The sequence below is a fragment of the Cytobacillus sp. S13-E01 genome (genome assembly GCF_029193815.1).
Lineage (GTDB): Bacteria > Bacillota > Bacilli > Bacillales > Bacillaceae_L > Bacillus_BV.
The window spans coordinates 11,960-34,767 of sequence record NZ_JARFVC010000020.1; the positions used below are offsets into that span (position 1 = coordinate 11,960).

The 22,808-nt window shown below is 36.7% G+C and carries 22 protein-coding genes; 13 read left to right on the forward strand and 9 right to left on the reverse strand.

Annotation, left to right across the window (positions count from 1 at the left end; translation table 11 throughout):
- The first annotated feature begins 174 nt into the window (after nucleotides 1-174).
- A complete protein-coding gene (locus PY093_RS13090) occupies nucleotides 175-1,431 on the forward strand; it encodes an MFS transporter (RefSeq protein WP_275646316.1) in 1,257 nt (418 codons plus the stop codon).
- A 399-nt stretch (nucleotides 1,432-1,830) separates the two neighbouring features.
- On the opposite strand, the gene PY093_RS13095 is transcribed toward PY093_RS13090, so the two are convergent.
- The 3 genes from PY093_RS13095 to PY093_RS13105 all read right to left on the reverse strand — a co-directional run bounded on the left by PY093_RS13095 (nucleotide 1,831) and on the right by PY093_RS13105 (nucleotide 4,571).
- The gene (locus PY093_RS13095) at nucleotides 1,831-2,343 is read right to left on the reverse strand and encodes an MBL fold metallo-hydrolase (protein ID WP_275646317.1); all 513 of its coding nucleotides are present in this window, start codon (nucleotides 2,341-2,343) and stop codon (nucleotides 1,831-1,833) included.
- On the reverse strand, nucleotides 2,337-2,702 hold the full coding sequence (locus tag PY093_RS13100; protein WP_275646318.1) for an MBL fold metallo-hydrolase: 366 nt from the start codon (nucleotides 2,700-2,702) through the stop codon (nucleotides 2,337-2,339). Before PY093_RS13100 ends, PY093_RS13095 begins: the two co-directional genes overlap by 7 nt.
- 444 nt (nucleotides 2,703-3,146) lie before the next feature.
- On the reverse strand, nucleotides 3,147-4,571 hold the full coding sequence (locus tag PY093_RS13105) for a hypothetical protein (RefSeq protein WP_275646319.1): 1,425 nt from the start codon (nucleotides 4,569-4,571) through the stop codon (nucleotides 3,147-3,149).
- Nucleotides 4,572-4,999: 428 nt separating this feature from the next.
- On the opposite strand from PY093_RS13105, the gene PY093_RS13110 reads away from it, so the two are divergent.
- The gene (locus PY093_RS13110) at nucleotides 5,000-5,284 is read left to right on the forward strand and encodes a hypothetical protein (protein WP_275646320.1); all 285 of its coding nucleotides are present in this window, start codon (nucleotides 5,000-5,002) and stop codon (nucleotides 5,282-5,284) included.
- Nucleotides 5,285-5,622: 338 nt separating this feature from the next.
- On the opposite strand, the gene PY093_RS13115 is transcribed toward PY093_RS13110, so the two are convergent.
- Together PY093_RS13115 and PY093_RS13120 are read right to left on the reverse strand one after the other, a co-directional pair.
- Nucleotides 5,623-6,213: a guanylate kinase gene (locus tag PY093_RS13115; protein WP_275646321.1), complete on the reverse strand. Its 591-nt coding sequence runs from the start codon at nucleotides 6,211-6,213 to the stop codon at nucleotides 5,623-5,625.
- 364 nt (nucleotides 6,214-6,577) lie between these two features.
- Nucleotides 6,578-7,372 carry a hypothetical protein gene (locus tag PY093_RS13120; RefSeq protein ID WP_275646322.1) on the reverse strand — a complete coding sequence of 265 codons (795 nt, stop codon included), beginning with the start codon at nucleotides 7,370-7,372 and terminating at the stop codon, nucleotides 6,578-6,580.
- 432 nt (nucleotides 7,373-7,804) lie between these two features.
- Here PY093_RS13120 and PY093_RS13125 point away from each other — a divergent pair, with 432 nt between their 5' ends.
- Nucleotides 7,805-8,089 (forward strand): hypothetical protein, encoded by a 285-nt coding sequence (locus tag PY093_RS13125; RefSeq protein ID WP_275646323.1) that lies wholly within the window; start codon nucleotides 7,805-7,807, stop codon nucleotides 8,087-8,089.
- Between the two features lie 352 nt (nucleotides 8,090-8,441).
- On the opposite strand, the gene PY093_RS13130 is transcribed toward PY093_RS13125, so the two are convergent.
- Nucleotides 8,442-9,869 (reverse strand): alanine/glycine:cation symporter family protein, encoded by a 1,428-nt coding sequence (locus PY093_RS13130; protein ID WP_275646324.1) that lies wholly within the window; start codon nucleotides 9,867-9,869, stop codon nucleotides 8,442-8,444.
- 440 nt (nucleotides 9,870-10,309) lie between these two features.
- On the opposite strand from PY093_RS13130, the gene PY093_RS13135 reads away from it, so the two are divergent.
- The 4 genes from PY093_RS13135 to PY093_RS13150 all read left to right on the forward strand — a co-directional run bounded on the left by PY093_RS13135 (nucleotide 10,310) and on the right by PY093_RS13150 (nucleotide 13,943).
- Nucleotides 10,310-11,041 (forward strand): class I SAM-dependent methyltransferase, encoded by a 732-nt coding sequence (locus PY093_RS13135; RefSeq protein WP_275646325.1) that lies wholly within the window; start codon nucleotides 10,310-10,312, stop codon nucleotides 11,039-11,041.
- A gap of 404 nt (nucleotides 11,042-11,445) precedes the next feature.
- Nucleotides 11,446-11,616 carry a hypothetical protein gene (locus PY093_RS13140; protein WP_275646326.1) on the forward strand — a complete coding sequence of 57 codons (171 nt, stop codon included), beginning with the start codon at nucleotides 11,446-11,448 and terminating at the stop codon, nucleotides 11,614-11,616.
- A gap of 169 nt (nucleotides 11,617-11,785) precedes the next feature.
- Complete coding sequence (locus PY093_RS13145; RefSeq protein WP_275646327.1) at nucleotides 11,786-12,337, forward strand: nucleotidyltransferase family protein; 552 nt, start codon at nucleotides 11,786-11,788, stop codon at nucleotides 12,335-12,337.
- 376 nt (nucleotides 12,338-12,713) lie between these two features.
- The gene (locus PY093_RS13150; protein ID WP_275646328.1) at nucleotides 12,714-13,943 is read left to right on the forward strand and encodes a DUF438 domain-containing protein; all 1,230 of its coding nucleotides are present in this window, start codon (nucleotides 12,714-12,716) and stop codon (nucleotides 13,941-13,943) included.
- Nucleotides 13,944-14,005: 62 nt separating this feature from the next.
- On the opposite strand, the gene PY093_RS13155 is transcribed toward PY093_RS13150, so the two are convergent.
- Complete coding sequence (locus PY093_RS13155) at nucleotides 14,006-15,391, reverse strand: class II fumarate hydratase (RefSeq protein WP_275646329.1); 1,386 nt, start codon at nucleotides 15,389-15,391, stop codon at nucleotides 14,006-14,008.
- Between the two features lie 472 nt (nucleotides 15,392-15,863).
- Here PY093_RS13155 and proB point away from each other — a divergent pair, with 472 nt between their 5' ends.
- Nucleotides 15,864-16,967: a glutamate 5-kinase gene (gene proB, locus PY093_RS13160; RefSeq protein WP_275646330.1), complete on the forward strand. Its 1,104-nt coding sequence runs from the start codon at nucleotides 15,864-15,866 to the stop codon at nucleotides 16,965-16,967.
- A 17-nt stretch (nucleotides 16,968-16,984) separates the two neighbouring features.
- Nucleotides 16,985-18,250, forward strand: coding sequence for a glutamate-5-semialdehyde dehydrogenase (locus PY093_RS13165; protein ID WP_275646331.1), 1,266 nt, complete (start codon nucleotides 16,985-16,987; stop codon nucleotides 18,248-18,250).
- A gap of 176 nt (nucleotides 18,251-18,426) precedes the next feature.
- Here PY093_RS13165 and PY093_RS13170 read toward each other — a convergent pair whose 3' ends face one another.
- Nucleotides 18,427-18,858 carry an IS1595 family transposase gene (locus PY093_RS13170; protein ID WP_275646332.1) on the reverse strand — a complete coding sequence of 144 codons (432 nt, stop codon included), beginning with the start codon at nucleotides 18,856-18,858 and terminating at the stop codon, nucleotides 18,427-18,429.
- 870 nt (nucleotides 18,859-19,728) lie between these two features.
- Between PY093_RS13170 and PY093_RS13175 the strand changes: the two genes are divergently transcribed.
- From PY093_RS13175 to PY093_RS13185, 3 genes are all read left to right on the forward strand, one after another.
- Nucleotides 19,729-20,052: a hypothetical protein gene (locus PY093_RS13175; protein ID WP_275646333.1), complete on the forward strand. Its 324-nt coding sequence runs from the start codon at nucleotides 19,729-19,731 to the stop codon at nucleotides 20,050-20,052.
- Nucleotides 20,053-20,114: 62 nt separating this feature from the next.
- A complete protein-coding gene (locus PY093_RS13180) occupies nucleotides 20,115-20,372 on the forward strand; it encodes a hypothetical protein (RefSeq protein ID WP_275646334.1) in 258 nt (85 codons plus the stop codon).
- Nucleotides 20,348-20,752 carry a retropepsin-like aspartic protease gene (locus tag PY093_RS13185; protein WP_275646335.1) on the forward strand — a complete coding sequence of 135 codons (405 nt, stop codon included), beginning with the start codon at nucleotides 20,348-20,350 and terminating at the stop codon, nucleotides 20,750-20,752. The genes PY093_RS13180 and PY093_RS13185 overlap by 25 nt, the downstream gene beginning before the upstream one ends.
- Before the next feature lie 135 nt (nucleotides 20,753-20,887).
- On the opposite strand, the gene PY093_RS13190 is transcribed toward PY093_RS13185, so the two are convergent.
- The gene (locus tag PY093_RS13190) at nucleotides 20,888-21,826 is read right to left on the reverse strand and encodes a cupredoxin domain-containing protein (RefSeq protein WP_275646336.1); all 939 of its coding nucleotides are present in this window, start codon (nucleotides 21,824-21,826) and stop codon (nucleotides 20,888-20,890) included.
- Nucleotides 21,827-22,040: 214 nt separating this feature from the next.
- Between PY093_RS13190 and PY093_RS13195 the strand changes: the two genes are divergently transcribed.
- Nucleotides 22,041-22,790, forward strand: a complete 750-nt coding sequence (locus PY093_RS13195; protein WP_275646337.1) for a PIG-L deacetylase family protein — start codon at nucleotides 22,041-22,043, stop codon at nucleotides 22,788-22,790.
- Nucleotides 22,791-22,808: the final 18 nt, after the last annotated feature.

Below are 22,808 nucleotides of genomic sequence, written 5' to 3' on the forward strand. Positions count from 1 at the left end.
TGATTCCCCACGGAAAATAAGTGCCTAGACCAGAAATCAACGGACAAAATTAATAGAACTATCCAAAATAACAACAATCCTTTAGACAACAGCCAAAAAATTATAAAAAAAACTGGTTCCTACCAATACAAAAACCATATATATAGAGTAAAAGCCTAACAGGAGTAGATATAGTTGGACAAACAAAATAGCCGATTTAGATGGGTTGTATTTGCTTCTGTATTGTTTACTTATGTGTTAATGTCAGGCCAACGAACCGCTCCGGGATTGATTACAGACCAAGTCATGTTGGATTTTAATGTAACGGCTACAACCATTGGGTTACTAACAAGTATTCAATTTTTTGTGTACACTGGTTTGCAAATTCCCATGGGGATTTTAGCCGATCGGTATGGACCTAATTTTTTTCTCATAATTGGTGCCATTCTTACAGGAGTAGGTACAATCATCTACAGTCTTAGTACGCATGAATTTATCTTGTTTTTTGCCAGAATTTTGACCGGGACAGGGGATGCGACCATCTGGGTGAATATGGTGTTAATTTTGAGCCAGTGGTTTAATGCAAAGGAGTTTACGAGATTAATTGGTGTGGCAGCGATGACAGGGAGCCTCGGTTTTCTATTGGCGACCGTTCCTTTCTCCTTAATGATTGACTTCCTAGGATGGAGGGCAGCATTTTTTTCACTAGGCCTACTATTATGTTTAAGTAGCATTCTCCTTTATTTTGTACTCTTAAAAAAACCGAACCAACTGGTATTTAGTAAAAGTGAAATACAACGTGAAAAAACATTCGTTTTACTACGAAGAATATTTTCGAATCGACAATCATGGTCTTTATTTTTATGTCACTTTGGGATTGTTGGAACATATGTTGGATTTATCAGTTCTTGGGGAGTGCCTTACGGGATGAATGTGTATGAAATGACACGTTTAGATGCGAGTCAGTTGATTATGATTGGTTTAATCGGGGCACTTATTGGAGCACCTCTAGCAGGTTGGATTTCTAGTCGGTTAGGGATGATTAAACGGCCGTATATTGTTGTACACTCTATTCTTTTGGTTAGTTGGTCAACCTTTCTTGTATTTAATGGCAACCCACCATTTATCTTGTTAATTATACTTTTCTTTATTATCGGCCTCGCATATGGGGCAAATGCTTTAACTTTTGCCGCTGTTCGTCAATCTTTTCCTATAAAGGAAACTGGCATTGTCTCTGGATTCGCGAATACAGGTGGATTTTTAAGTGCGATATTACTGCCAAGCATTTTTGGAAAAATATTGGACCATTCTGAGGCTGTTTCGGGTAGTTTAAGTGATGGATATTACTATGGTTTTATCACTCCAGTTATCTTCTCCATGATTGGCTTACTTGGAGTCATTCTATTAAAGGAAAAGCGTCAATTGGAGGAGGTAAAGCCAGGTAGCCACTAATCTTATAGTGTCATTAACAGACTGTAATCCTAGTTGTTCATATCTAAATCTATACATGTGTCATAGGAATGGGAGAGATGTAGAGAAACGAGCTTTAGCCTTGAAAATGCATGAGGAAGGTCTTGAAGTCTCTTTAGTGGCTAAGCTATCAGAATTAAGTAAATATGAAATTCAAGAACTAAAAAACAAAAGAGACTAGTATTCAATCATTACAGTTTTAGCTCTTTTTATCAGTATTTTTGATAATAGGTCGATTAATTGTCATACATAAGACGGAATACCAACGGTGAATAACCAATCTGTCTAAAATGAACAGTTCGAGAGTTCAGGTTAAGTTTGCTTGCCCTAGCAACAAAAGGAAAAGGTAGAGCAACTTAAGTTGTGGCTCTACCTTTTCCTTTATAGATGAAACTCCATTCCTTCTTTTGCCATTTTAAACCCTCTATTAATAAGATTAGCATGTTCTGAATTTGTTGAATTTAATACAGGGTTTGTATGATTAAAATGCAGGAAGTAAACTTCACAGCTTTTATTATCAACGACTTCCTGTAACAAATCCATTGAATTCGTTATATAAGGATGAGGAATTTCTTTATAATTTCTTCCTAATTGCATTAATTCATCGGCCGAATAAAATGTTGCATCGATAAAGCAATAATCCACATTTGAAGCCATTTCTATCAGGCTAAGATCCCAATCCTCCCACCGATCAATATCAGGGATATATAGAATCTTTTTATTTGGTCCACTGATAATAAAAGCAAAGGTTTCGGAAAATTCGTTTCGATGGGGTACATCTATTGGAGTAATCGTTAAATGCTCCAACGATACATCTTCAGCCACTTTTAAACGATTGATTTTAATATTATTTAATTCGATTAATTGCTTCCATGGAGCATGATCTGTTAACATTTTCGTGATTTTTCACCAGCAAGCACATCCAACTCTTTCGTTGACATTGCTTCTCTTCCTAGAAATATTATACCAGTGTAATGACCAATATGAGCGTGAGTTAGAAAAATACCATCTAATTTCATTGAATCTTTTTGTTCTTTATTTACCAAAAGTAATTGATCTTTAAAGTCAGGTGTGGCATCTATCAAATACCACTTTTTAAAATCGGGCAAAAGGATCCCAAGTGATGAAGCATATCTTTTACTGTCTGGATTATTAATCGCCTCTATACAATTGTTACAAAAACAATTTGGTTGTGGAATGCCACCATCTTGTGCTGTACCTATTATTTTGACTGTAATTGTTGATTCTACCAAAATGTTCACATCCTATATAGGTTAAATTGATTCTTGTACTGGCTGAGATAGTGGGGGAGTAGATGCTGTATCCACATAATCCTTTTTTGCGATTGAAATACCAGTATATCCATAGAAGATATTAATAAGAATGACTAGGTATGCAAAGAAGATAAATGGGATAAAGGCTGTAGGACTACTATTTATTTCCTCAGAACCCGCTAGATTTGGTGATGAATTGATTTGAACAATGGGGTAAGGGAGCCTTATTTTTGGGTAAAGATTGTGTTTACTGATACGTATTACATATAAATGGTGTCATATCACCTTTATAGCTAATGCCGTACTTATGTATTTCATCATTACGAAAGCCCAGTTTTGTTAATGTTTTAACAAGACTGGGCTTAAATACTATATTCTTTCAAGCGTATTCGGTTTGATGGGAAACATGGGGATGGTATTACTTTACCAGATAAATAAAGCAACAATGGTTGATATGACTAGACCTATGATAACCGGCTTGAAGTTTTTTCGAACAAGATCCATAACAGGAACTCCACATAACCCCGCAACAGCGACAAGGGAGGACCAGGCAATGATTGTTCCTCCACCAGTCCAAATCGAACCCATTTGTCCTATAGCTGCAAGGGTAGATGGATCAACTGAATTTGATGCTAATGCCCCTGATAATGCACCTGTTAATGGTAATCCAGAAAATCCAGATCCATCTAAACCGGTGATGATTCCGATGAGTAAAATCCCAAAGGCCGTTAATACCATATTCTCAGGGATGACCGTCTGACCTGCCTGAACTAAATCAAAAAGGAAGGCTGGACTGGCTTGATCTCCGAGAGATAAAATACTTGCCGAAAAATCTCCACTACCAAGGAAGAAGAAGCCTGCTATTGGAATAACGGGTCCCATTGCTTTAAATGCAAAAACAAATCCTTCCGTTATATGCTCACTAATTCTCTCTAAAGCTTCACTTTTGTCTTTTGTAAGAGTAGCTAAGGCGAGTAATAGAACGGCAACCCCGCCAATAAATGCAGCACCATCTCCACCTTCAAATCCACCCATTCGGCCGCCACTCAGCTTTGTGTAAATCATGAAAATCATCACTGCAAGCATCGATAAAGGAACTAAAATCGCAAAAAATTTACTTTTTACTCCCTGATGAACAGGTTTATTTTTACCAGCTTCATCCTGCTTACTTTGTAGTAGGATTAATTCTTTTTCGATAATAGGGTCATCCGATTTACGCATGTGCTTTCTGAACCCTAGGTAACCAAGTAGAATTGCGACGATACCGGCTACAAGTGATAATACTAGTGCCTTTTGGGCAACAAGGGCCTGATCAATTCCTGCGGCTGTAGCACTTAAGCCAGGAGCAACTTGGATGACATAATCTGAAGAAAGTGCCATTCCTTGACCAGCAAGGGCTACTGCCATAGCGGCACCCATTACAGGTAAACCGGCTCTTACGGCTGCTGGTACGAGTAATGCACAAATGAGAGGAACTGCTGGAGTAGGCCAGAAAAAGAGAGAAATAGCATATGTGACTGCGACGAGTGTAAAATAAGCAATATGGCCATTCTTCATCACCTTTTTTATAGGAGAAATCATTTGTTTATCTGCGCCCAGATCCTTTAATGATTGAAGTAAAGCAACCATAAACGTAATAATTAAAAAAATACTAAACAATTCTTTTGCAGCGGTTAAATTTGCGTTAAAAACGGAAGTGAAACCACCTACAAGACTCCCTTTATAAACCCACGCTACAAGGAACGTACCTAATAAAGTCGGTAAAACGACACCCTTCTTGAAAATCATGGTTAATATAACAGCCAAGGTAACAAGGAAATATAACCAATGAGCGAGTGTTAATGTCATCTAAAATCCCTCCTTTTTCACCTTATGTGAACCTCTTCAGGTTTGATTTATACTATGCACACATGCCTAGTTTTGTGATGTACAAAGAAAACTATCTTATCGATTTTTTGAACAAGCAATTAACAGAGGAAGCTAAACAGGTAGGAGAATACTAGGTAAGGTCCATGTTGATGTAGGGATAAGATTTGTCATTGATTCTTACTCTTCTCTTACAACGAATGACAATCTTCCAGAGAAAGTAACAGAATTGGAAGAAACCGAAGCAGAGTTTTACCATTCGCTTCACAGGTTAAAAGGTCTTATCGGGAGGTAATCATTTTGCGGATGATAAAAGGGTTAACAATCCAAAAAAACCGTAGACATCTTAAACTTGACTGAGGGTAAAGTGAAAATCACTTTATACCAAGCGTTAGAAGCCTAAAAACCAGATGATCAAGGAGGGCTATAATCATCAAGCGAATAATGATAATCCCGTTATTGATGAAACATTGACTAGATTCCAAAAGATCGAATTAAATGAAGAAGAGAAAAGGGAAATTCACTTGAAGATGATGAATTCTTTAGAAAAAACAAAGCCTCGGAAAAAAATGTGGGATGTGCGACCACCAGACCTTAGTACGGTTTTGGCTGGAATATTATTTATTGCTGGTGGATACCATTTTGCCTCAGAGACGATTTTCTTTAGAGAATGCAAAGCAACGTCTGTTAAATGAAGAATTGGACAATTTAAAAGGGGAACAAAACAGCAAAACGAGGTTGTCGGAAAAAGGTTGTAGTGATCAAATTAAAAGTAGAAATCCCATTTTGGCGGGATTTCTACGGGTTTAAGTCCAAAGTCTGGCTAAAAAACCAGATCCCAGGGACATAGATCCTTTGCGATCTGTTTTTTTCTTACTCTAATGTTTTCCTATAATATAATTTTTTATAATTACTAGTTTATGTTTTTTTACATTTGATAGGATAAATCTAAAAAAGGGATGGCAGAAGATAGTACGAAAGGAAATGTGCCAGGAGCATGAAATATTCACGCTCCTACGCTCTAAAAAACAAATCAATAATCAGTTTCAATTAACTTTCTATCTAAATAAGATTCTATGACTTCACTAATTTGGAATGAAACCTGAGGTAAATCATAGTTTTGGAAGACATGTTCACATTCGGTGTTATAAGCCATCGTTTTGTCATAGTAGTCCATATGGCGTTGAATAGCTAAATCATCGTCGCCACGTTCTTTTTGTCTTTGAATAACAGTATCCCTGTCTGCTGAAATAAAGATTCGTACAACCTGATCTTTATACAAGTCTTTTAGAAGCTGGGCACCTTCTATATTCATTGTTAAATAAACAACTTTATGTTTGTTGAAAATTTTTTTAATATCTATTTCACGAATACCGTAATGGTAGCCATGAATATCAACACTCTCTAAAAATTCATCTTGTTGCTTCATTTGCAGAAACGTATCCTCACTTACAAAGTGATAATCTTTTCCATTGTTTTCGAAAGGACGGGGGGCACGAGTAGTAAATGAGGGGACTGTTTCCATGTCGAAAGCTGTCGAAACCATTTTAGCTAACGTTTTTCTTCCTGATCCATCTGGACCTGTGTAAATGAATAGCATCTCTTTTTCTTTTAACTGATACATAGAATCCTCCTTAAGTATATGAAGTAATATTTGATAATTCTGTAAATTATTATACCATAACTTGGACGAAATATCATATTTTGTTTGTGAATGTTTGTTGTAGTGGAATCGTTTTTCGAGCAAAAAGAAAGCCCACAACAATCGTAACAACGTAATTAACGCGACACTAAAGCACAACTCTTTCGTTTGAACGACATCTACTAGGCCTTTTAATTGTCGTTCCGGCTCAAGTTTTCAATTATGGAGGAGAAGGAAGTCCATTAGTCACCTTAGGGCTTGGGCTAGACGTCAGTGGACATATAAAAGAAACTCATATGGTATGATTTTCTATACATGTAAAAAGCTAAAGGTACAAATTTCACCTTTAGCTTTTCTTGATTTTAGAAGGATTATTGACCTTATATAAAACAGGTTCCTCCACTATAAACTCTTCTTCCACGTCTTTTCCTTTAGGCAATTTCTTTTTAGTGATTTTCCCATCAAATTCAAGCATCTCCCCAGGCGCTAATTCAAACTTTTTCAAGGTTTTCGAATGAGAGCACCAAGCTAGTCCCACTTCAATTGGGTTCTCCTGCTCAATGATGACATTCTCCAAAACAACTATTTCGTCATGTTCTTCATTAAAGTGATTCCAACTTAATGCGAACTGTTTAACAGTCGCGGTGAAATGCAGCTTTTCTAGAGGTAAATCAAGTTTTGCTGGTTTTTCCTTTTTCACTTTCTCTTTCATTTCAGTCGTCTTTGCTTCTGTAACAGCTGTTTTGGATTCTTTAGTAGGAGTGGGAATTGATGGTGATTCTTTTTCAACGTGCGCTTCCTTGTCTCCTGAAAACGTAATTGCTTTACCGAAACTAGGTGACTGCATTTCCTTTAAATAAGCGGGGTGAATACAACTCAGATTTCCGTCTTGGAACTCGATGATGATGGTGTTAGAGTCATTTCCTGCCCCGTACACCTCATAGCCTTTGATGGTGACAAGACGCTGGTGTGTTGCTTCCTTGTACCAGAACTGTTTTTTGACTTCTTTCGTAGTTGATAAACCCCATTCTCTAACTTTTTCCGTATAGTGGGAATCATCAGTAAAGATTTCAAAATCTCCTTTTGGTGGTAAATACAATGTTCTGTTCGAATCTTCAATGTGAGGTAAAGTAATTGCCATCATTCCACATCCTTTCAAAGCTATTGTATACTAAGACGTTTTTTATCGGCAACCGTTACAAAGCAGGCCATAAGAAAAGCGCAGGGCGCCCGGAGCTAGACACTAAAACTAGGTACAATCTTTTATGCTTTCTTAGCTTTTTAAAAATAAGCGGACGTTACCTTTAATCGTTATTTGGATACAATCAGTAGTAAAGGGAATGAATAAAATAAATAGAAACGCACTATCTACGAATATCAAGGATAAGTAATTTACACAAATTAGCCAAATGATGAATGAACCCATCCTATCATCCTAGCGTTTTATTTTTAATAACTACTGAAACTAGATGTAAAACACTAGCGTTTCATCATATGTTATTGTTTTAAGGCCTTTCTCAACCTCTAATAATATAGCCTGATGACCGAATCACTCTAAAGAGGAGAGACGAACATGATTTTTTTATTGCTCAGTTTATTGACGATTGGCTTAATCATTAACTTCGTCCAAAAATACATCCTTCGCATTAAAGAACCAAACATAGAGGAACTTTGGGTAGAACTTGAACAAGAGCCATGGTTCAAAGAATTGATTCAGCAACCTAGAATTAAGGACTTTGTAAAAGCCTCTATGATTACGGGATTATTAAGGGACCCCCATTATGTGCGTAAAATCATTGACCAAGAAGGGCACCGGGATGGGTTTATTCAATATGTAATCGAAAATACGAATAAATAAACATCGGGACAGGTTTATAATCCCATCAAATAAGTCGATTCCCCTTTAACTCAAGAAAAGCGCAGGGCGCCCGCCTATCGGCGCGTTGATTAAAACCCGCCACATCCTGTGGCGAACATCGACATCAGCACATCCTGTGCATGTCAAGCATAAGACAAGCCGGCTGGAAGGTTGTTCTTTACCTTCCGGACGGATTGGCTTATACCATAGAGCCGGGTGGCGCCTGGAGCTAGACGTAGATAGACAAAGACACGAAGTTTACACAACCTTACAATTTTATAAATTCCTAAACAATGAAAAAAAGAGGAGAAATATCTCCTCCTTGACTCTATTTAATACTCAAAACCTTATTCTAAGCCTCTTTTTCAAGCTTACTATCTTCTACATCTTCCCAGCAGTCGGTATTTTTTAACCCTTTTATAGAAGAAGCATAGAACACAGGATCTTTGCCTTGTTTCCTTTGGTCAGTATAGTCCTTTAATACTGCTATCGCAACTTTGCCGAGAAGGAAAATCGCAATCAGGTTAATCAATGCCATTAGTCCCATAAATAAGTCCGCTAGATCCCATACTATCTGGATACTTGCTACCGAACCAAAAATAACCATACCGATCACAGCGATACGATAAATGAATAACCACTTCTTATTTGAATTAATAAATTCAATGTTGGTTTCTCCATAATAGTAGTTTCCTATAATTGAACTAAATGCAAATAATAAAATAGCAATGGCCACAAAACTGTTTGCCCATACTCCGATATGTGATCTCATCGCTACTTGTGTTAGCTCAATACCAGTTAAGCTACCATCAGTAAATGATCCCGATAATAAAATCATAAATGCTGTTGCACTACATATTAATATTGTATCTGTAAAAACTCCTAATGTTTGAATAAATCCTTGTTTAGCCGGGTGGGTGACATGGGCAGTAGCGGCTGCGTTTGGAGCACTACCCATACCTGCTTCATTGGAGAATAATCCACGTTTTACTCCGTTCATAATTGCAGCACCAATTCCACCACCAATTGCTTCATTTAATCCAAATGCACTTGAGAAAATCAGTGCGATAATACCAGGCAACTCTGTAATATTAATAGCCATAATGTAAAAGGCTACGGCTAAATAAAGTAAAGCCATAACGGGAACGATAATTTGTGAAACTTTTGCAATTCTTTGAACTCCACCGAAGATGATGAAAGCAGTAATAATAGTAATAATAATTCCAACTGTAAGTCTATCTACACCAAATGCAGATTCAAATGCAATTGAAATCGTGTTTGCTTGAACAGAGTTAAATATTAGACCAAAACCCAAAGTGATTAATACCGCAAAAACAATACCCATCCAGCGTTTTTGCAAGCCTTTTTCCATATAATAGGCTGGACCACCTCGAAATCCGTTTTTGTCTTTGACTTTGTAGACCTGCGCAAGAGTACTTTCTATAAAGCTTGATGCTGCCCCTAGTAATGCGATTAGCCACATCCAAAAAATAGCTCCCGGTCCGCCGATAGAGATGGCGATTGCAACACCCGCCAGATTACCAGTACCAACACGGGAAGCCGTACTAATACAAAAAGCTTGAAAAGAAGATATAGTTTTAGTACCTGTAGTTGATACGGTAGCTTTATCGGCTAATAGTCTGAACATCTCACCGATATAACGAAATTGCACAAAATTTGACCGTAAAGTAAAATAAATTCCTAAAATAATTAGTAATGCAATAAGTAAGTACGACCATAGTATTGTATTTCCAGTTGAAATTAGTGACTCAAATAACATTAATTACGCCCACTCCTTTTTATATGACATAAAATATTTTAATATAAAATCATTATATAATAAATAGTATTCTGTAATAATATTTTCTTTTTTTTAAAAAGCCTCTAATTGTTAGCAACAGCTAGATAGAAATTTTAGATATCCGTTTTTTCGAACAAAACAATAGAATAAGATCAATCTTATAATTCTACATAATTTCAACAGTATTTCTTGTTTATTTTATAATCTGGTAGCTCATAAAACTTATATGGTTAATAATGTATTAGTATTATACAGAGAGTGACGAGGAGATAAACAACAAGTTGAGCGCTGCGATAGATTGGTTGAGTAAATATTAGGGTATGGTCGAGAAAACTGGCAAACAATATTATACTTACCATTAATACAGTTACATTGTTGATGCGGAAGTAAATTTCGGAATGAGGAGTGGGGGATGAAACGTGGAATACAGAGGAGCAAGTGTGTATAATCAGCAGGATTTTCTATCAAATTATTTAAAAAGAAGGGAGAGGAAAGACAGTCCTAATAATGCAATTGAAGGACCAATCATTTACGAAATGATTGGGGATTTTTTTGAAAAGAACATCTTAGATTTAGGATGTGGTGATGCTTTATTTGGGAAGGAATTATTACAACTAGGAGCAAAATCTTATACTGGCTTAGAAGGCTCTGAGCAAATGGTTGAATTAGCAAAATCTAACCTACAAGAAAAAAATGCTGAAATTCTATGTGAATCAATGGAAACGTTTGACTATCCAATCGGAAATTTTGACCTTGTTACCTCCCGCTTTGCGATACATTATGTTTCAGATGTTAATCAATTATTTCAACAAATATATAATACATTAAATGCAAATGGACAATTTGTTTTTAGTGTTCAGCATCCTCTAACAACTTCTACATTTGCTAGCAAACTATCAGGAGATAAACGAAGTAACTGGATAGTTGACAATTATTTTAATGATGGTGAAAGGAAGGAACCTTGGATTGAAAAAGTAGTCGTAAAATACCATCGTACGATTGAACAATACTTTACATCATTGACACATGTGGGATTTAAGGTCATAGACTTACGTGAAGGTACACCAAAACGAGAACATTTTAGTAATGAAGAGGAATTTGTAAGAAGGAATAGAATTCCAGTAGTGTTAGCATTTTCTTGTATAAAGTAATTTTCAATTACTATTCAATCACTTAAAGTTGATATAAAAAACATTTTAACATTATCAGCAAAAGAATCCTTTGACCGTTTATTGAACCTACTTCTATCTACTTTTGAAAGCGGGAGTTTTAAAGAAGCTTGTCAAAACGTTCAAGGAGAAACAGCCTTTTTATGTGTAGTGCGAAAGGACAAATTTCTTTGGTGTCGATTGGTGATTGTATCCTATATCTAAATCACCCAGAACTATCAGTCCTAAACGAATACCAACAAAATCACCGTAGCTTTTATGAATGGATTGGAAAAGTTAACACTTTTGAATTAGAGGTTCCCTGATTCAGTACTGGTAGAAAGGAACTCTGGCAAGGTAGAAATCATATATTTCTAACCACAGATGGGCTTGTTGAATGTCCTAACGTGAACTTTGTAAATCCAATAGAAATATTTAAACCATTTGAGAGGTTTACTAATGAGGAAAGCGTATGGACTTTATTGAACGAAATTAAAGAGAAAAATGTCCGAGATAGTACGACAATTTTGTCGTGGTTTGTTGACATTGATAAAGAAGGTAGTCAACCAAGTAAATGAGTAAAATGTTCCCAAGAAAAAAGGAATTTCAATAGATTAGCTCGACCCTACAACAGAGGAAGGCCCAAAAACATTCCATTAACCCTGGTAGTGTACAATCTATTATTAGATAAGTCTTTAAACCATAATAAAAACAAAGAATTACAAAAGAAAAAATTTATAAAGGAGAATGAATGTGTTAGAAACCTTATCTTTTATAGGTGATCGAGTAAATAACAAGAAAATTACTTGGGGAGTTGGTGGTTCACTTCTACTTAATTTTCATAAATTAATAGATAAACCTAATGATATAGATATTTTAGTGGATGAAATTAATGCCGATCATTTAAATGAAATTATATCACCCATTGCGAGAACTATAGAAGCCAAACGTTCTAACCCCTTTCGAACAAGCTATTTCACTAAATATTGTATTAATAATATTGATATAGATATAATGGGTGGATTTGCAATACAACATAACGAAGGGGTTTATAAATTATCGCTTAAAGAGGAATCAATTGTAGCCCACAAAAAAATAAATGGGGTGGATATTCCTTTATGTTCACTGGAAGATTGGTATATTTTGTACTGGTTAATTCCAGACAAACAAAATAAAGCAGTTCTTATTGAAGATCATTTAAGAACTACTGGCGTAAAACATCCAAGATTGTTAGAAGAGGCTCTGCAACAATCTTTACCACTTGAAGTGAAAGATAGGGTAGTTAATTTATTGAGCTAATAGGCGCGATCGCGTAAATTTGAGTTAGGGTTTGGTTTGTAATTCCCGAGGAAACGCTTTAACAAATATCGGGTAGCGTTTTCTTCAAAAATAGAGTTTGTTTATTGAGATTGGAAAGAGATTATGAAGAAAGGACCTTATTTTGGTTAAATCATAATCACTTAACATCAACTGAAATTCAAATTCCTAAACAGTAAAAAAATGATATATATCACGTTTTGTCAATATGTTGAAATTTACTTGAGATATGGTGGAGAATTTTAAAGATACTGGTGATTAATATCACGGCTTTAATATTTAATAAATGGTACGGTGTTTATGAGAGATATTCTCACTTGTAGTGAAAATACAATTCCATACCAAAGGAGAATCCCTTATGAGTGAATTCATAAATAACCGTGAACAACAAACGACTACTAATTTAGAACGTCAAGCGAAGTTAAAACAAATCTTTACTGACCTTTATAACGGAAAAGATGTCGCTGAGGTAAAAGCTTATTTTGATAAGGCTCTTGGAAAAGTCACCGTCGCGGAAATATCACAGCTCCAACATCATGAAATGGAAGAGAGCGGTATCTCGAAAGCTGAAATGCAACGCATATACTCAGCACACACAGAAATTTTTAAAGGCTCAATCGAGGAAATTCAGAGATCCGAAAAGCCCGAAGATCTTCCAGGTCACCCGGTTCATACTTTTAAACTAGAAAACCAAGAAATTAATAAGCTCATAAAAAACCAGGTCCAATTGCACTTAGAACAGTTTGAAAAAGAAGATACAGATCAAAATGTGTATCAATTAATAGGAGATTGCAATCTTTTATTTGACATTGATAAACATTACAGTCGTAAAGAGAATCTATTATTCCCCTATTTAGAAAAATACGGAATATTTGGACCTACCAAAAATATGTGGAGAATTGATGATTACATCCGTGATGCGATTAAAGATGCGAAACATCAGTTGACAAATTACAACGGATCAAAGCTGGCTGTTATTGATGTTGTTACATATATCATTAGAGAAGTAGGCGACATGATTTACAGAGAAGAGAACATTCTCTTTCCGATGGCCTTAGTGAATTTAACAGAAGATGAATGGGTAAAAATAGCGCATGAAAGTGATGAAATTGGATTTTGTTTAACAGGTCCTGCAGAAAAATGGATGCCTGAAAGGAAAGCACTTGATGAGAAGGCCATTTCTGAAGGATATATTAAGATGGAAACTGGGATTTTATCCTTAAAACAATTGGAGCTGCTGTTAAACCATTTGCCAGTTGATATTACATTCATTGACGAGGATGATATTGTCCGCTACTTTTCTCATGGAAAAGAGAGAATCTTTGCCCGAACTAAAGCAGTAATCGGCCGCACCGTCCAAAATTGCCATCCACCTAAAAGTGCCCATGTAGTTGAGGAACTATTGGAAGACTTCAAATCTGGAAAGAAAGATAGCGAAGACTTTTGGATAAAATTTCGCGATAAATATGTGTATATTCGATATTTCGCGGTTCGCGATGAGAACGCAAAGTATATCGGTACCCTAGAGTTCACACAAAATATTGATCCAATTCAAGTAATTGAAGGGGAAAAGCGAATATTATCTTAAAATAAGTTTTTGCACTACAACCGGCGCTATCCTTCGAAAAGGACAGCGCCTAGTCTGTATCGTTAAACCATTCCTCTAGGATCTAAAAGTTTTTCAATCTCAGCTGTTAGTAAACCTTTTTCTTGAAGCACTTGTTTTATTGTTTTATTTTCTTCATCTGCTTGTTTGCCAATTTGTGAAGCAACATCGTACCCCATCTTAGGACTTATTCCCGTTACAAGTGACAAACTTGCTTCCATCCACTTTTTACATTGTTCTTCATTTGCCTGTATCCCACTAATGCACTTTGTTACAAGTGTAGGAATAGCATTTGAAAGCAACTCAATTGAATGTAGCAGGGTATACGCGATTACTGGCATCATGACATTGATTTCCAACTGACCTGCCATGCCCGCTGTTGCCATCGCGGTTTCAAAACCGATGATTTGACAGCAAACCATATGTGTCATTTCTAAAATAGCGGGATTGACTTTTCCAGGCATAATTGTCGAGCCAGGTTGAACAGAGGGCAGTGTGATTTCCGTTAATCCTGTTCTTGGACCGGAGCTTAGCAAGCGTAAATCACTTGTGATTTTAATTAAATGGATAGAGAACTCCTTAAGTGCTAGCATCATCCGAATGGGAGCATTTCTATTTTGCATAAATGAAAACATATTCTCGGGTTCACGAAACGGTAATTTGGTGCGAGTACATACTTCCTTAATCACTTTGGAAATATAGTTTGGGTCTAAGTTGATTTTCGTTCCGATAGCATTACCACCTAAGCCAATTTCGTAAAAAGCATCAAGTGTTTTTTCAATCTCAGCATACGTTTCTTTAATCGTTCCTGCAAAACCTGAGAACTCTTGTCCTAGCCGTATTGGGACAGCATCATGTAAATGAGTACGTCCAGATTTTAATACCGTCATGAGTTCTTCCGATTTTTTCTCGAGTCCCCGCTGTAGTTGTGAAATGGCAGGGAGGAGCTTATGTACAATATGATCAGCTGCTGCAAGATTTAAGGCTGAAGGAAAGGTGTCATTTGTTGATTGAGACATGTTTACATCATCATTTGGGTGAATAAGCTGATTATCCAGGGAACCGCCGAGAAATTCTGAGGCCCGATTTGCAATAATTTCATTTGCATTCATATTTTGAGATGTACCAGCGCCAGCTTGATAGACATCGACAACAAAGTGTTTATCCCATTTTCCTTCAATGACTTCCTCAGATGCTAATAAAATCGCCTTCCCTTTTTCTGATGATATTTTACCCACTTCCATATTTGCAACTACTGCCGCGGCTTTAATGATTCCTTGTGCTTTTATAAATGAACGAGGTAACCTTGTTCCGCTTATCTGAAAATTATCAATAGCCCTTTGTGTTTGAGATCCATAATACGCTGATATTGGAACCTTTATTTGTCCCAAAGAGTCATTTTCTGTACGGTATAAATCAGAAGATGCCATATTTCTCTCCTTCATATCTCATAATTTAGTATGTGTCACATAACTTTGTCTTTATTGTTTCCAGTGGGTGTGTGTAATAACCAAGAATTCCATAAACCACTTCGCAATCTCTATATTTTTTACATTGACATTAGATTCATCATCGTACATAATATGGCTAATCAATATCCTAAAAATTCTAATATAATTCTATATATTTATAGTGTTGATAGGGACCTAATAAGTAGAAATCAGGTAAAAGAGAGTGAAATTCGAGAGGCTGAAAGATTTCACAACTTGCTAATCTACCGAACCTACCCCTTGAACTGTTAGGCAAAACCTAACCGTTTTCCTGCGTTAATGGAATTTTAAAGTGGGCATTAGAATAGGTCTAGTGTCAATGAAGGTGGTACCGCGAAAGACTAAGTTCTTCCGTCCTTTTTATAGGGATGGAAGGGCTTTTTTTATTTTTAAAAATCGGGGGTGATAGGTTGTGAAAAAAAAGAGAATCGTCGTCAAAATAGGAAGTAGTTCACTGACGAATACAAATGGTGGACTTTGTACCGAGAAATTACATGATCATGTTGATGCCCTTGCTCGCTTAAAGCAACTCGGTCACGAAGTCATTTTAATTTCATCTGGAGCCGTTGCAGCGGGTTTTACGAAACTCGGTTATTCATCACGCCCAGTCACGATTGCTGGCAAACAAGCCTCTGCAGCAGTTGGGCAAGGGTTATTGCTTCAAGCTTACACGGAAGAATTTAAAAGACATGGGGTTGTTACGGCACAATTACTTTTAACTAGACAAAACTTCCTGTACAAAGATCAATATAAAAATGCGAGTGCAACACTATCAGAGCTTTTAAAAAGAAATGTACTGCCTATTATTAATGAAAATGACTCCGTGTCGGTAGAGGAACTAACATTCGGAGATAATGACATGTTATCAGCACTCGTTGGCGGGCTCGTTCACGCCGATTTCTTAATAATCCTTACAGATATCAATGGAATTTATGATAGCAATCCACGGACAAACCCAGATGCTAAGAAATATAATTTCCTTCCGAAGATAGATGACGAATTGGTAGATGCCGCTTCTGGGGCGGGTTCTAAGGTAGGTACTGGTGGGATGAAATCAAAGGTAGAGGCAGCAAGAACAGCATTAGCAGTGGGGGTCCAAGTGTTTATAGGAACTGGTACTGGTTCAGGAAAGCTTGTTGATATCCTCGAAGGCAAAGGGGATGGAACATATATTGGCGATACACAGCAAGCAAGTGTAAATACGTCGAAACAATGGTTGGCACTACATTCTATTCCTAGTGGAAAAATCGAGGTAGATCAAGGTGCTGCACTTGCCATCTTAAAACAAGGCAGAAGTCTACTTCCAGCTGGTGTCACAAACATTGTTGGTCATTTTACTGTCAATGATGTTGTTGAAGTTGTTAATCCAAAAGGAGATATTATTGGAAAAGGCCAAGTGAATTTTTCTTCCAGTGAATTAGGTGAAATAAAAGGCTTATCTAGTGAAGAGGCAATGGTAAAAGCAGGAAGTGACCACCGGGTTGTTATTCACAGAGATCACTGGGTAAGTAAGTAACGAGAGGAGCATAAAGAATGAATAAAGTCAATCAACCAAGTAATGAGTTACTTCAAAAAGCCGTGAAGGCTAAAGCCGCAGCAGCTGTACTAGCCAAGATGACAACTACACAAAAAAATACTGCCCTACAGCTTATTTCAGCACAATTGACCGAAGAACAGGCTTTTATTTTAGCTGAAAATAACAAAGATTTAGAAATTGGAAGAGATAAGGGAATGAGTGAATCCCTACTAGATCGCTTGAAATTAGATGAAATTCGTTTAAAAGATATGGCTGAAGCTCTCGTCCATTTAACGAAACTTAATGATCCAATTGGTGAAATACTAGAACAATGGGATCGTCCTAATGGCCTAGACATCTCTATGGTTCGAGTACCGCTTGGAGTTATTGGAATGATCTATGAGGCTAGACCTAATGTAACGGTTGATGCATCTAGTCTTTGTTTAAAAACAGGAAATGCGGTATTGCTTCGTGGCAGTTCAACGGCGATTCATTCAAATAAAGCGCTCGTTAAGGTCATTCATCATGCTCTTGAAAAAAGTGACCTACCTACCGAGTCTGTACAACTACTTGAAGATACTAGTAGGGAAACAGCCTCTCTGATGTTCAAGTTAAACAAATATCTCGATGTTTTAATTCCACGTGGGGGAGCGAAGTTGATTCAAACAGTTGTCGAAAACGCGACTGTTCCAGTTTTAGAAACTGGCGCTGGAAATTGTCACGTTTACATTGACGAAACAGCTGAACCGAAGATGGCAATTGAGATAGCGATAAATGCCAAAACACAGCGACCATCTGTATGTAATTCTTGTGAAACTATACTGGTACAGAAAGATTGGGCATCTCATCATTTACCAGAATTACTTAAAGCCCTTCAAGATAAAGGGGTTCACATTCATGGGGATGAAACGGTACAACAGCTAAGCAATGATATCATTCCCGCTACTGCTGAAGATTGGGGCACCGAATATCTGGGTCTAGAAGTAGCACTCAGAGTCGTTGAAAACGTTGATGAAGCTATTAAACATATCAATCAGTATAGTACAAAACATTCCGAATCTATTATTTCTTCTGCAGATGAACATGTAGTGAAGTTCTTCACCGAGATTGATTCTGCCGCCGTCTACCATAACGCCTCAACTAGATTCACTGATGGATTCGAGTTTGGATTCGGTGCTGAAATTGGGATCAGTACACAGAAACTTCATGCTCGTGGACCTATGGGATTACCTGCCTTAACCTCAACGAAATATATGATTAGAGGAAATGGGCAGGTGAAATAGGGTTTTGCATCTAAAAGGAACTTGGAGAAAGTTTTATTCTTTTCTAGATATATAAAATTGCTCTTTGCTAAAATAAGTGAAGTTAGTGGCAGGTCTACCGAAGTTTAATATTTAGAGCTTATCCAATTAGGGTAAGCTTTTTTTGTGAATTAAAGTAAAGTTCATAGTAAATTCATCTAACAATCAATTAAGGCATCTACGATTCCTGCTAGCGTATAGTTTGCATCACGTTTTCTCATTGCTTGGCGGACTTTATGAAGCATGAGCCAAGCGGTTTTATACGTTACTTCAAGTTCTACAGAAAGCCTTGTCGCAGATACACCACGTTTATCATGAGCGATCATATAGATGGCTAAGAACCATTTAATTAAGTCAGTTCTTGTTTTTTCCATCACAGTTCCGACAGTGACAGTAGCTTGATACCGGCACTTTTTACATTCATAAAGCTTGTGCTTACGCGTTTTTGTTTCAAAATATGCATCGTGACCACGCTTTTCACAACAAAAGCCATTCGACCACTTCAATGAAAAGAGATAATCATGACAAGCTTCTTCGGTCGAAAACTGTTTTTGGAAAGAAATCAGACTCATTTTTTGGTATCTGGACATACTAAACACCCTTTTAAGAACGATTGTTAGTAACCATTATTACCAAACATTGGTTCTTGGTATACATCCTCAAAATTAAGTGTCAATTGGGATGTCCATTCTTACACATTTCCATATACATCAGAAGTCATCTCCTAAATTTAGTAACCAGTGATCGTTAAAATAAGAGGAGATTTCCGGTTAAACTGCCTAATAAGGCTTGATTCGGGGTATATAAGCGGAGTTTTTCCGCTTAAGTAATGCAAAATGATCCATTTTGACGTTTTTTGTGTGAATAGTCGGAATTCTTCCGTCTATTTAAACTATTTTAAGTGCTATTTCGGAATTAAGAGAAATTTCTCCGCTTATTTATTAAACCATGCTGATTCCCTCATCTCTTGGTTCTTGAGGGTTCGCTCTTTTTTTTTATTTATGGGTGTCAAAGAGGTGTCAAATCTGTAGTCAGACTGCACGCCTTTTTCATTGTTTAGGTTATAAAATTGTAAGGTTGTGTATAACTTCGTGTCTTTGTCTATCTACGTCTAGCTCCAGGCGTCATCGGACCTGAGGTCATAAGCCATTTCCTTTAAGAAGGAAAAACCACCTTCTTGAATAAACCGTCTTATGCTTGACTTCCACAGGATGTGCTGATGTCGATGTTCGCCACAGGACGTGGTGGGTTTTAATCGACGCGCCGATCAGCGGGCTTCTTGCGCTTTTGTTCTTGTCATTTATAGGATTTGCACCTCAAAACGGAACCCTTTAGCAAAAGAAACACCCGTTATTTTGAGGTTATTGTGGACTATGAAGGTGTGGGAGAAGTGAAATTATACTTCAGCCGATTTCCATATCAAAAAGATTGGAAACTGCCTTAATTACTTTGACCATAAGGTGCCTTTTTGGCACCTTATTCATTTACGATTTTTTTACACTTACAACAAATCAAGGAGAGCATCTTACAAAGCCTATTTTAATTACTGGAATTGGGCTTCTACTCATTTAACTGAATTACTCTCTGTCTTACAGGAAAAAGGATTTCAAATTCATGGTGATGAAGCTGTACAACAACTACAAAATAATATTATTCCCGCTACTGAAGAGGGTTGGGGTACAGAATATTTAGGGCTAGAAGTAGCACTAAGGGTTGTTGGAAACGTTGATGAAGCCATTACACACATTAATCAGATATATGAAATACATATTCAAACTAATTAAAATTTACTGTTTACTAGCTTGATGTTATGATTAATATAGTAGGAAATAGGGAGGGAAACTAGATGCAATGGGAAGAAGTTAGACAAGCTTATCCAGGTAAATGGGTAGTGTTAGAATCAATTGAAGCGTACTCACAGGATAATATCAGAGTAGTTAAGGATATGGCTGTACTTGATTGTTTCGATGATTCCATGGAAGCATTACGCAGACATGCTGAGTTACATAAACAAAAGCCAGATCGAGAGTTTTATTTTTTTCATACATCCCGTGAAACCCTTGATATTCATGAGAAAAAGTGGACTGGATTAAGAAAAATATGATGATCATTAATGAAATAAATTGCTTACCTTTTGTTGAAGCTACAGTCATATTCAGAGGAAGGTCCCTACAATTAAACCACTTATTAATTGATACTGGTTCAGCTGGAACAATTCTAAACGTGAATAGTTTAGAAAAAATTGGTGTTAAACCAGAAGCAAATGATGTTACACATACCATATATGGAGTGGGTGGAACTGAGTTTGTTTATACAAAACAAATGGATCAAATATGCCTTTCAAAAGATATTAGCATAAGTGACTTTCTTGTTGAATTAGGCTCTATGGATTATGGTCTTGAGATAGATGGAATTATTGGATACGATTTCATGAAAAAAGTTGGCATTGTTATAGATCTTAATAAACTGAGCCTACACATATAAGTATTACATACATTTCCCCGCTAAAATAATTTTTCTTCGATAACAGTTAGCTCTTCTAACCTTTTTCTCTTATTTTACCTATTTCAAAAAGGAAAGCCTCCCCACTGTATAAAATGGCGGGGGAGGCTCCCGGTGTTAATTTACTACTAATTCTCCTACCATCCCATTTTCGGCATGACCAGGTATTGAGCAATAAAACTTGTAAACACCAGCCTGTAACGGGGTAAATGTGAGTTCAGTCTGACTGTTTGCTGTAGCATGTAAATGCAAAACTCCCTGATCATGAGAATCCACTGACTCATTAGCGTCTGAATTCATCTGAATGCTAATGCCTTTTATTTCTATATCATGTTCAAGAGAATCATGATTTACTAGTGTGATGGTTACAGCTTGATTCTTTTTTACAATAATTTTAGATGGACTATAAGAAAAAGATGAAGGATGTACATTGACCGTTATCTGCTGTGCCTCAATATCGGTTGATTCTCCTTGACTTCCATGGTTACTGTGAGATTCTCCGGTGGAGGAATCTGATTTTGAAAATGCTAGATTTTTTTCAAGATGATTACCAATGAGGAGAAAGGAAGATAGAAAAACAAACGTTAGAATTGGCTTTAAAAACCACCTTTTATTGTTAATATCATTCTCATTTGATTGGGTATTCGGCAAAATTAGAAAAAGTAGTAACGAGCTGATTGTGAGCGTAAGCAAAATGTTGACCATAACACCTGATTGCTCTGTAGTGATCATTTCTCCTAGCATCGCTCCCATCATTCCACCCATTAAACCAGACATAAAACCTTCTAAAGTAGGTAGTATTCCTAAACGGCCACCACAAGCTAGACCAGCAAGTGAACCAATACTCATTGATAGTATTGTAGAATAGTATAAATCACCCTGATAGAGAGCTCCTAACAGGACTCCTGATGTTAATCCAACATTCATACCCATCATCATTGCAATTATCATTCCTTGCATGTTCGTCAATCGTTTTTTTAGTTTGACAGTTAGTATTACAGCTAAAAATGTGCTAATCATCAGTGTGAGTACCACAAAAAAAACAAACAAACTCATCGATTTCTACCTCCTTGTGTTTGCTAAATAATATGTGTTAGCGAGACAGGCCATGCAAAAAATATTTTTAAAGTTTTTGAAATCCAAAAAATTTTTTAAAAGGTAAAAAATTCTCAATATTTAATGTTTACAAAAATTCAAAATAGTAATAGTATAGTTTTAATACCGCAATATACGATAGTGGGGTATTGTAAATTATTAGGGGGGTTAAAAAATGGCAAAGGGTCAAAAGGTTCTTTTCCTAGGTGTTTACGGAATGGAGGTAGTTGAGTGTGGTGGTGCTTTGGCTAAAAATGTTCTAAGTGGAGGAGAATCGTATGCAACGATTATGCTCTGTCGAGAAACAAGTCAACCACAAGTTAGACAAGCAGCAGAAGTGTTAGGCGTTAATGTTTCTTTCTTAAATTTTCAGTATGGGACAGTGGATTTAAGTCTAGAGTCAAAATTGAAACTTATTAAAGTTATTCGTGAGGTAAAACCAGACATTATTATTACTCAAGACCCTGAGCATTCTTTTCATGATTTAGATCCTGACCGTCGCCCTGCAATGACGCTTTTACTAGAATCTATTGCACTTTCAAGCAGAGACTTCGGTTTAGAAGAGTTACCGGGACTTAGTCCGCATCCAATTCCAACCATCTATTACATGACTCCTCATCATCCAAATACAGTTGTTGATATTGCAGAAGTATGGGAGAAAAAAGAAAAAGCAATGGATATGCTAGAGAGCCAAATGGAATTCAGTGGAATGCACTTTGATGAAATGCTCGATTCAAAAACGGTTGAAATTTTATCACCAGGATTTTCTCAACTATCGAATTTCCATGAAAAGGGAAGAGCGATACACAGAGTACTTGATAAAGCTGTTCATGTCTATCATGGACTTGCTACACACGGTCATTTTGCTCTTGCTGAGGCGTACCGTAGAGAAGGTAATTTTCACCTGAATGAACTAACCGTGTAGGAAAACTAAAAAGGAGGA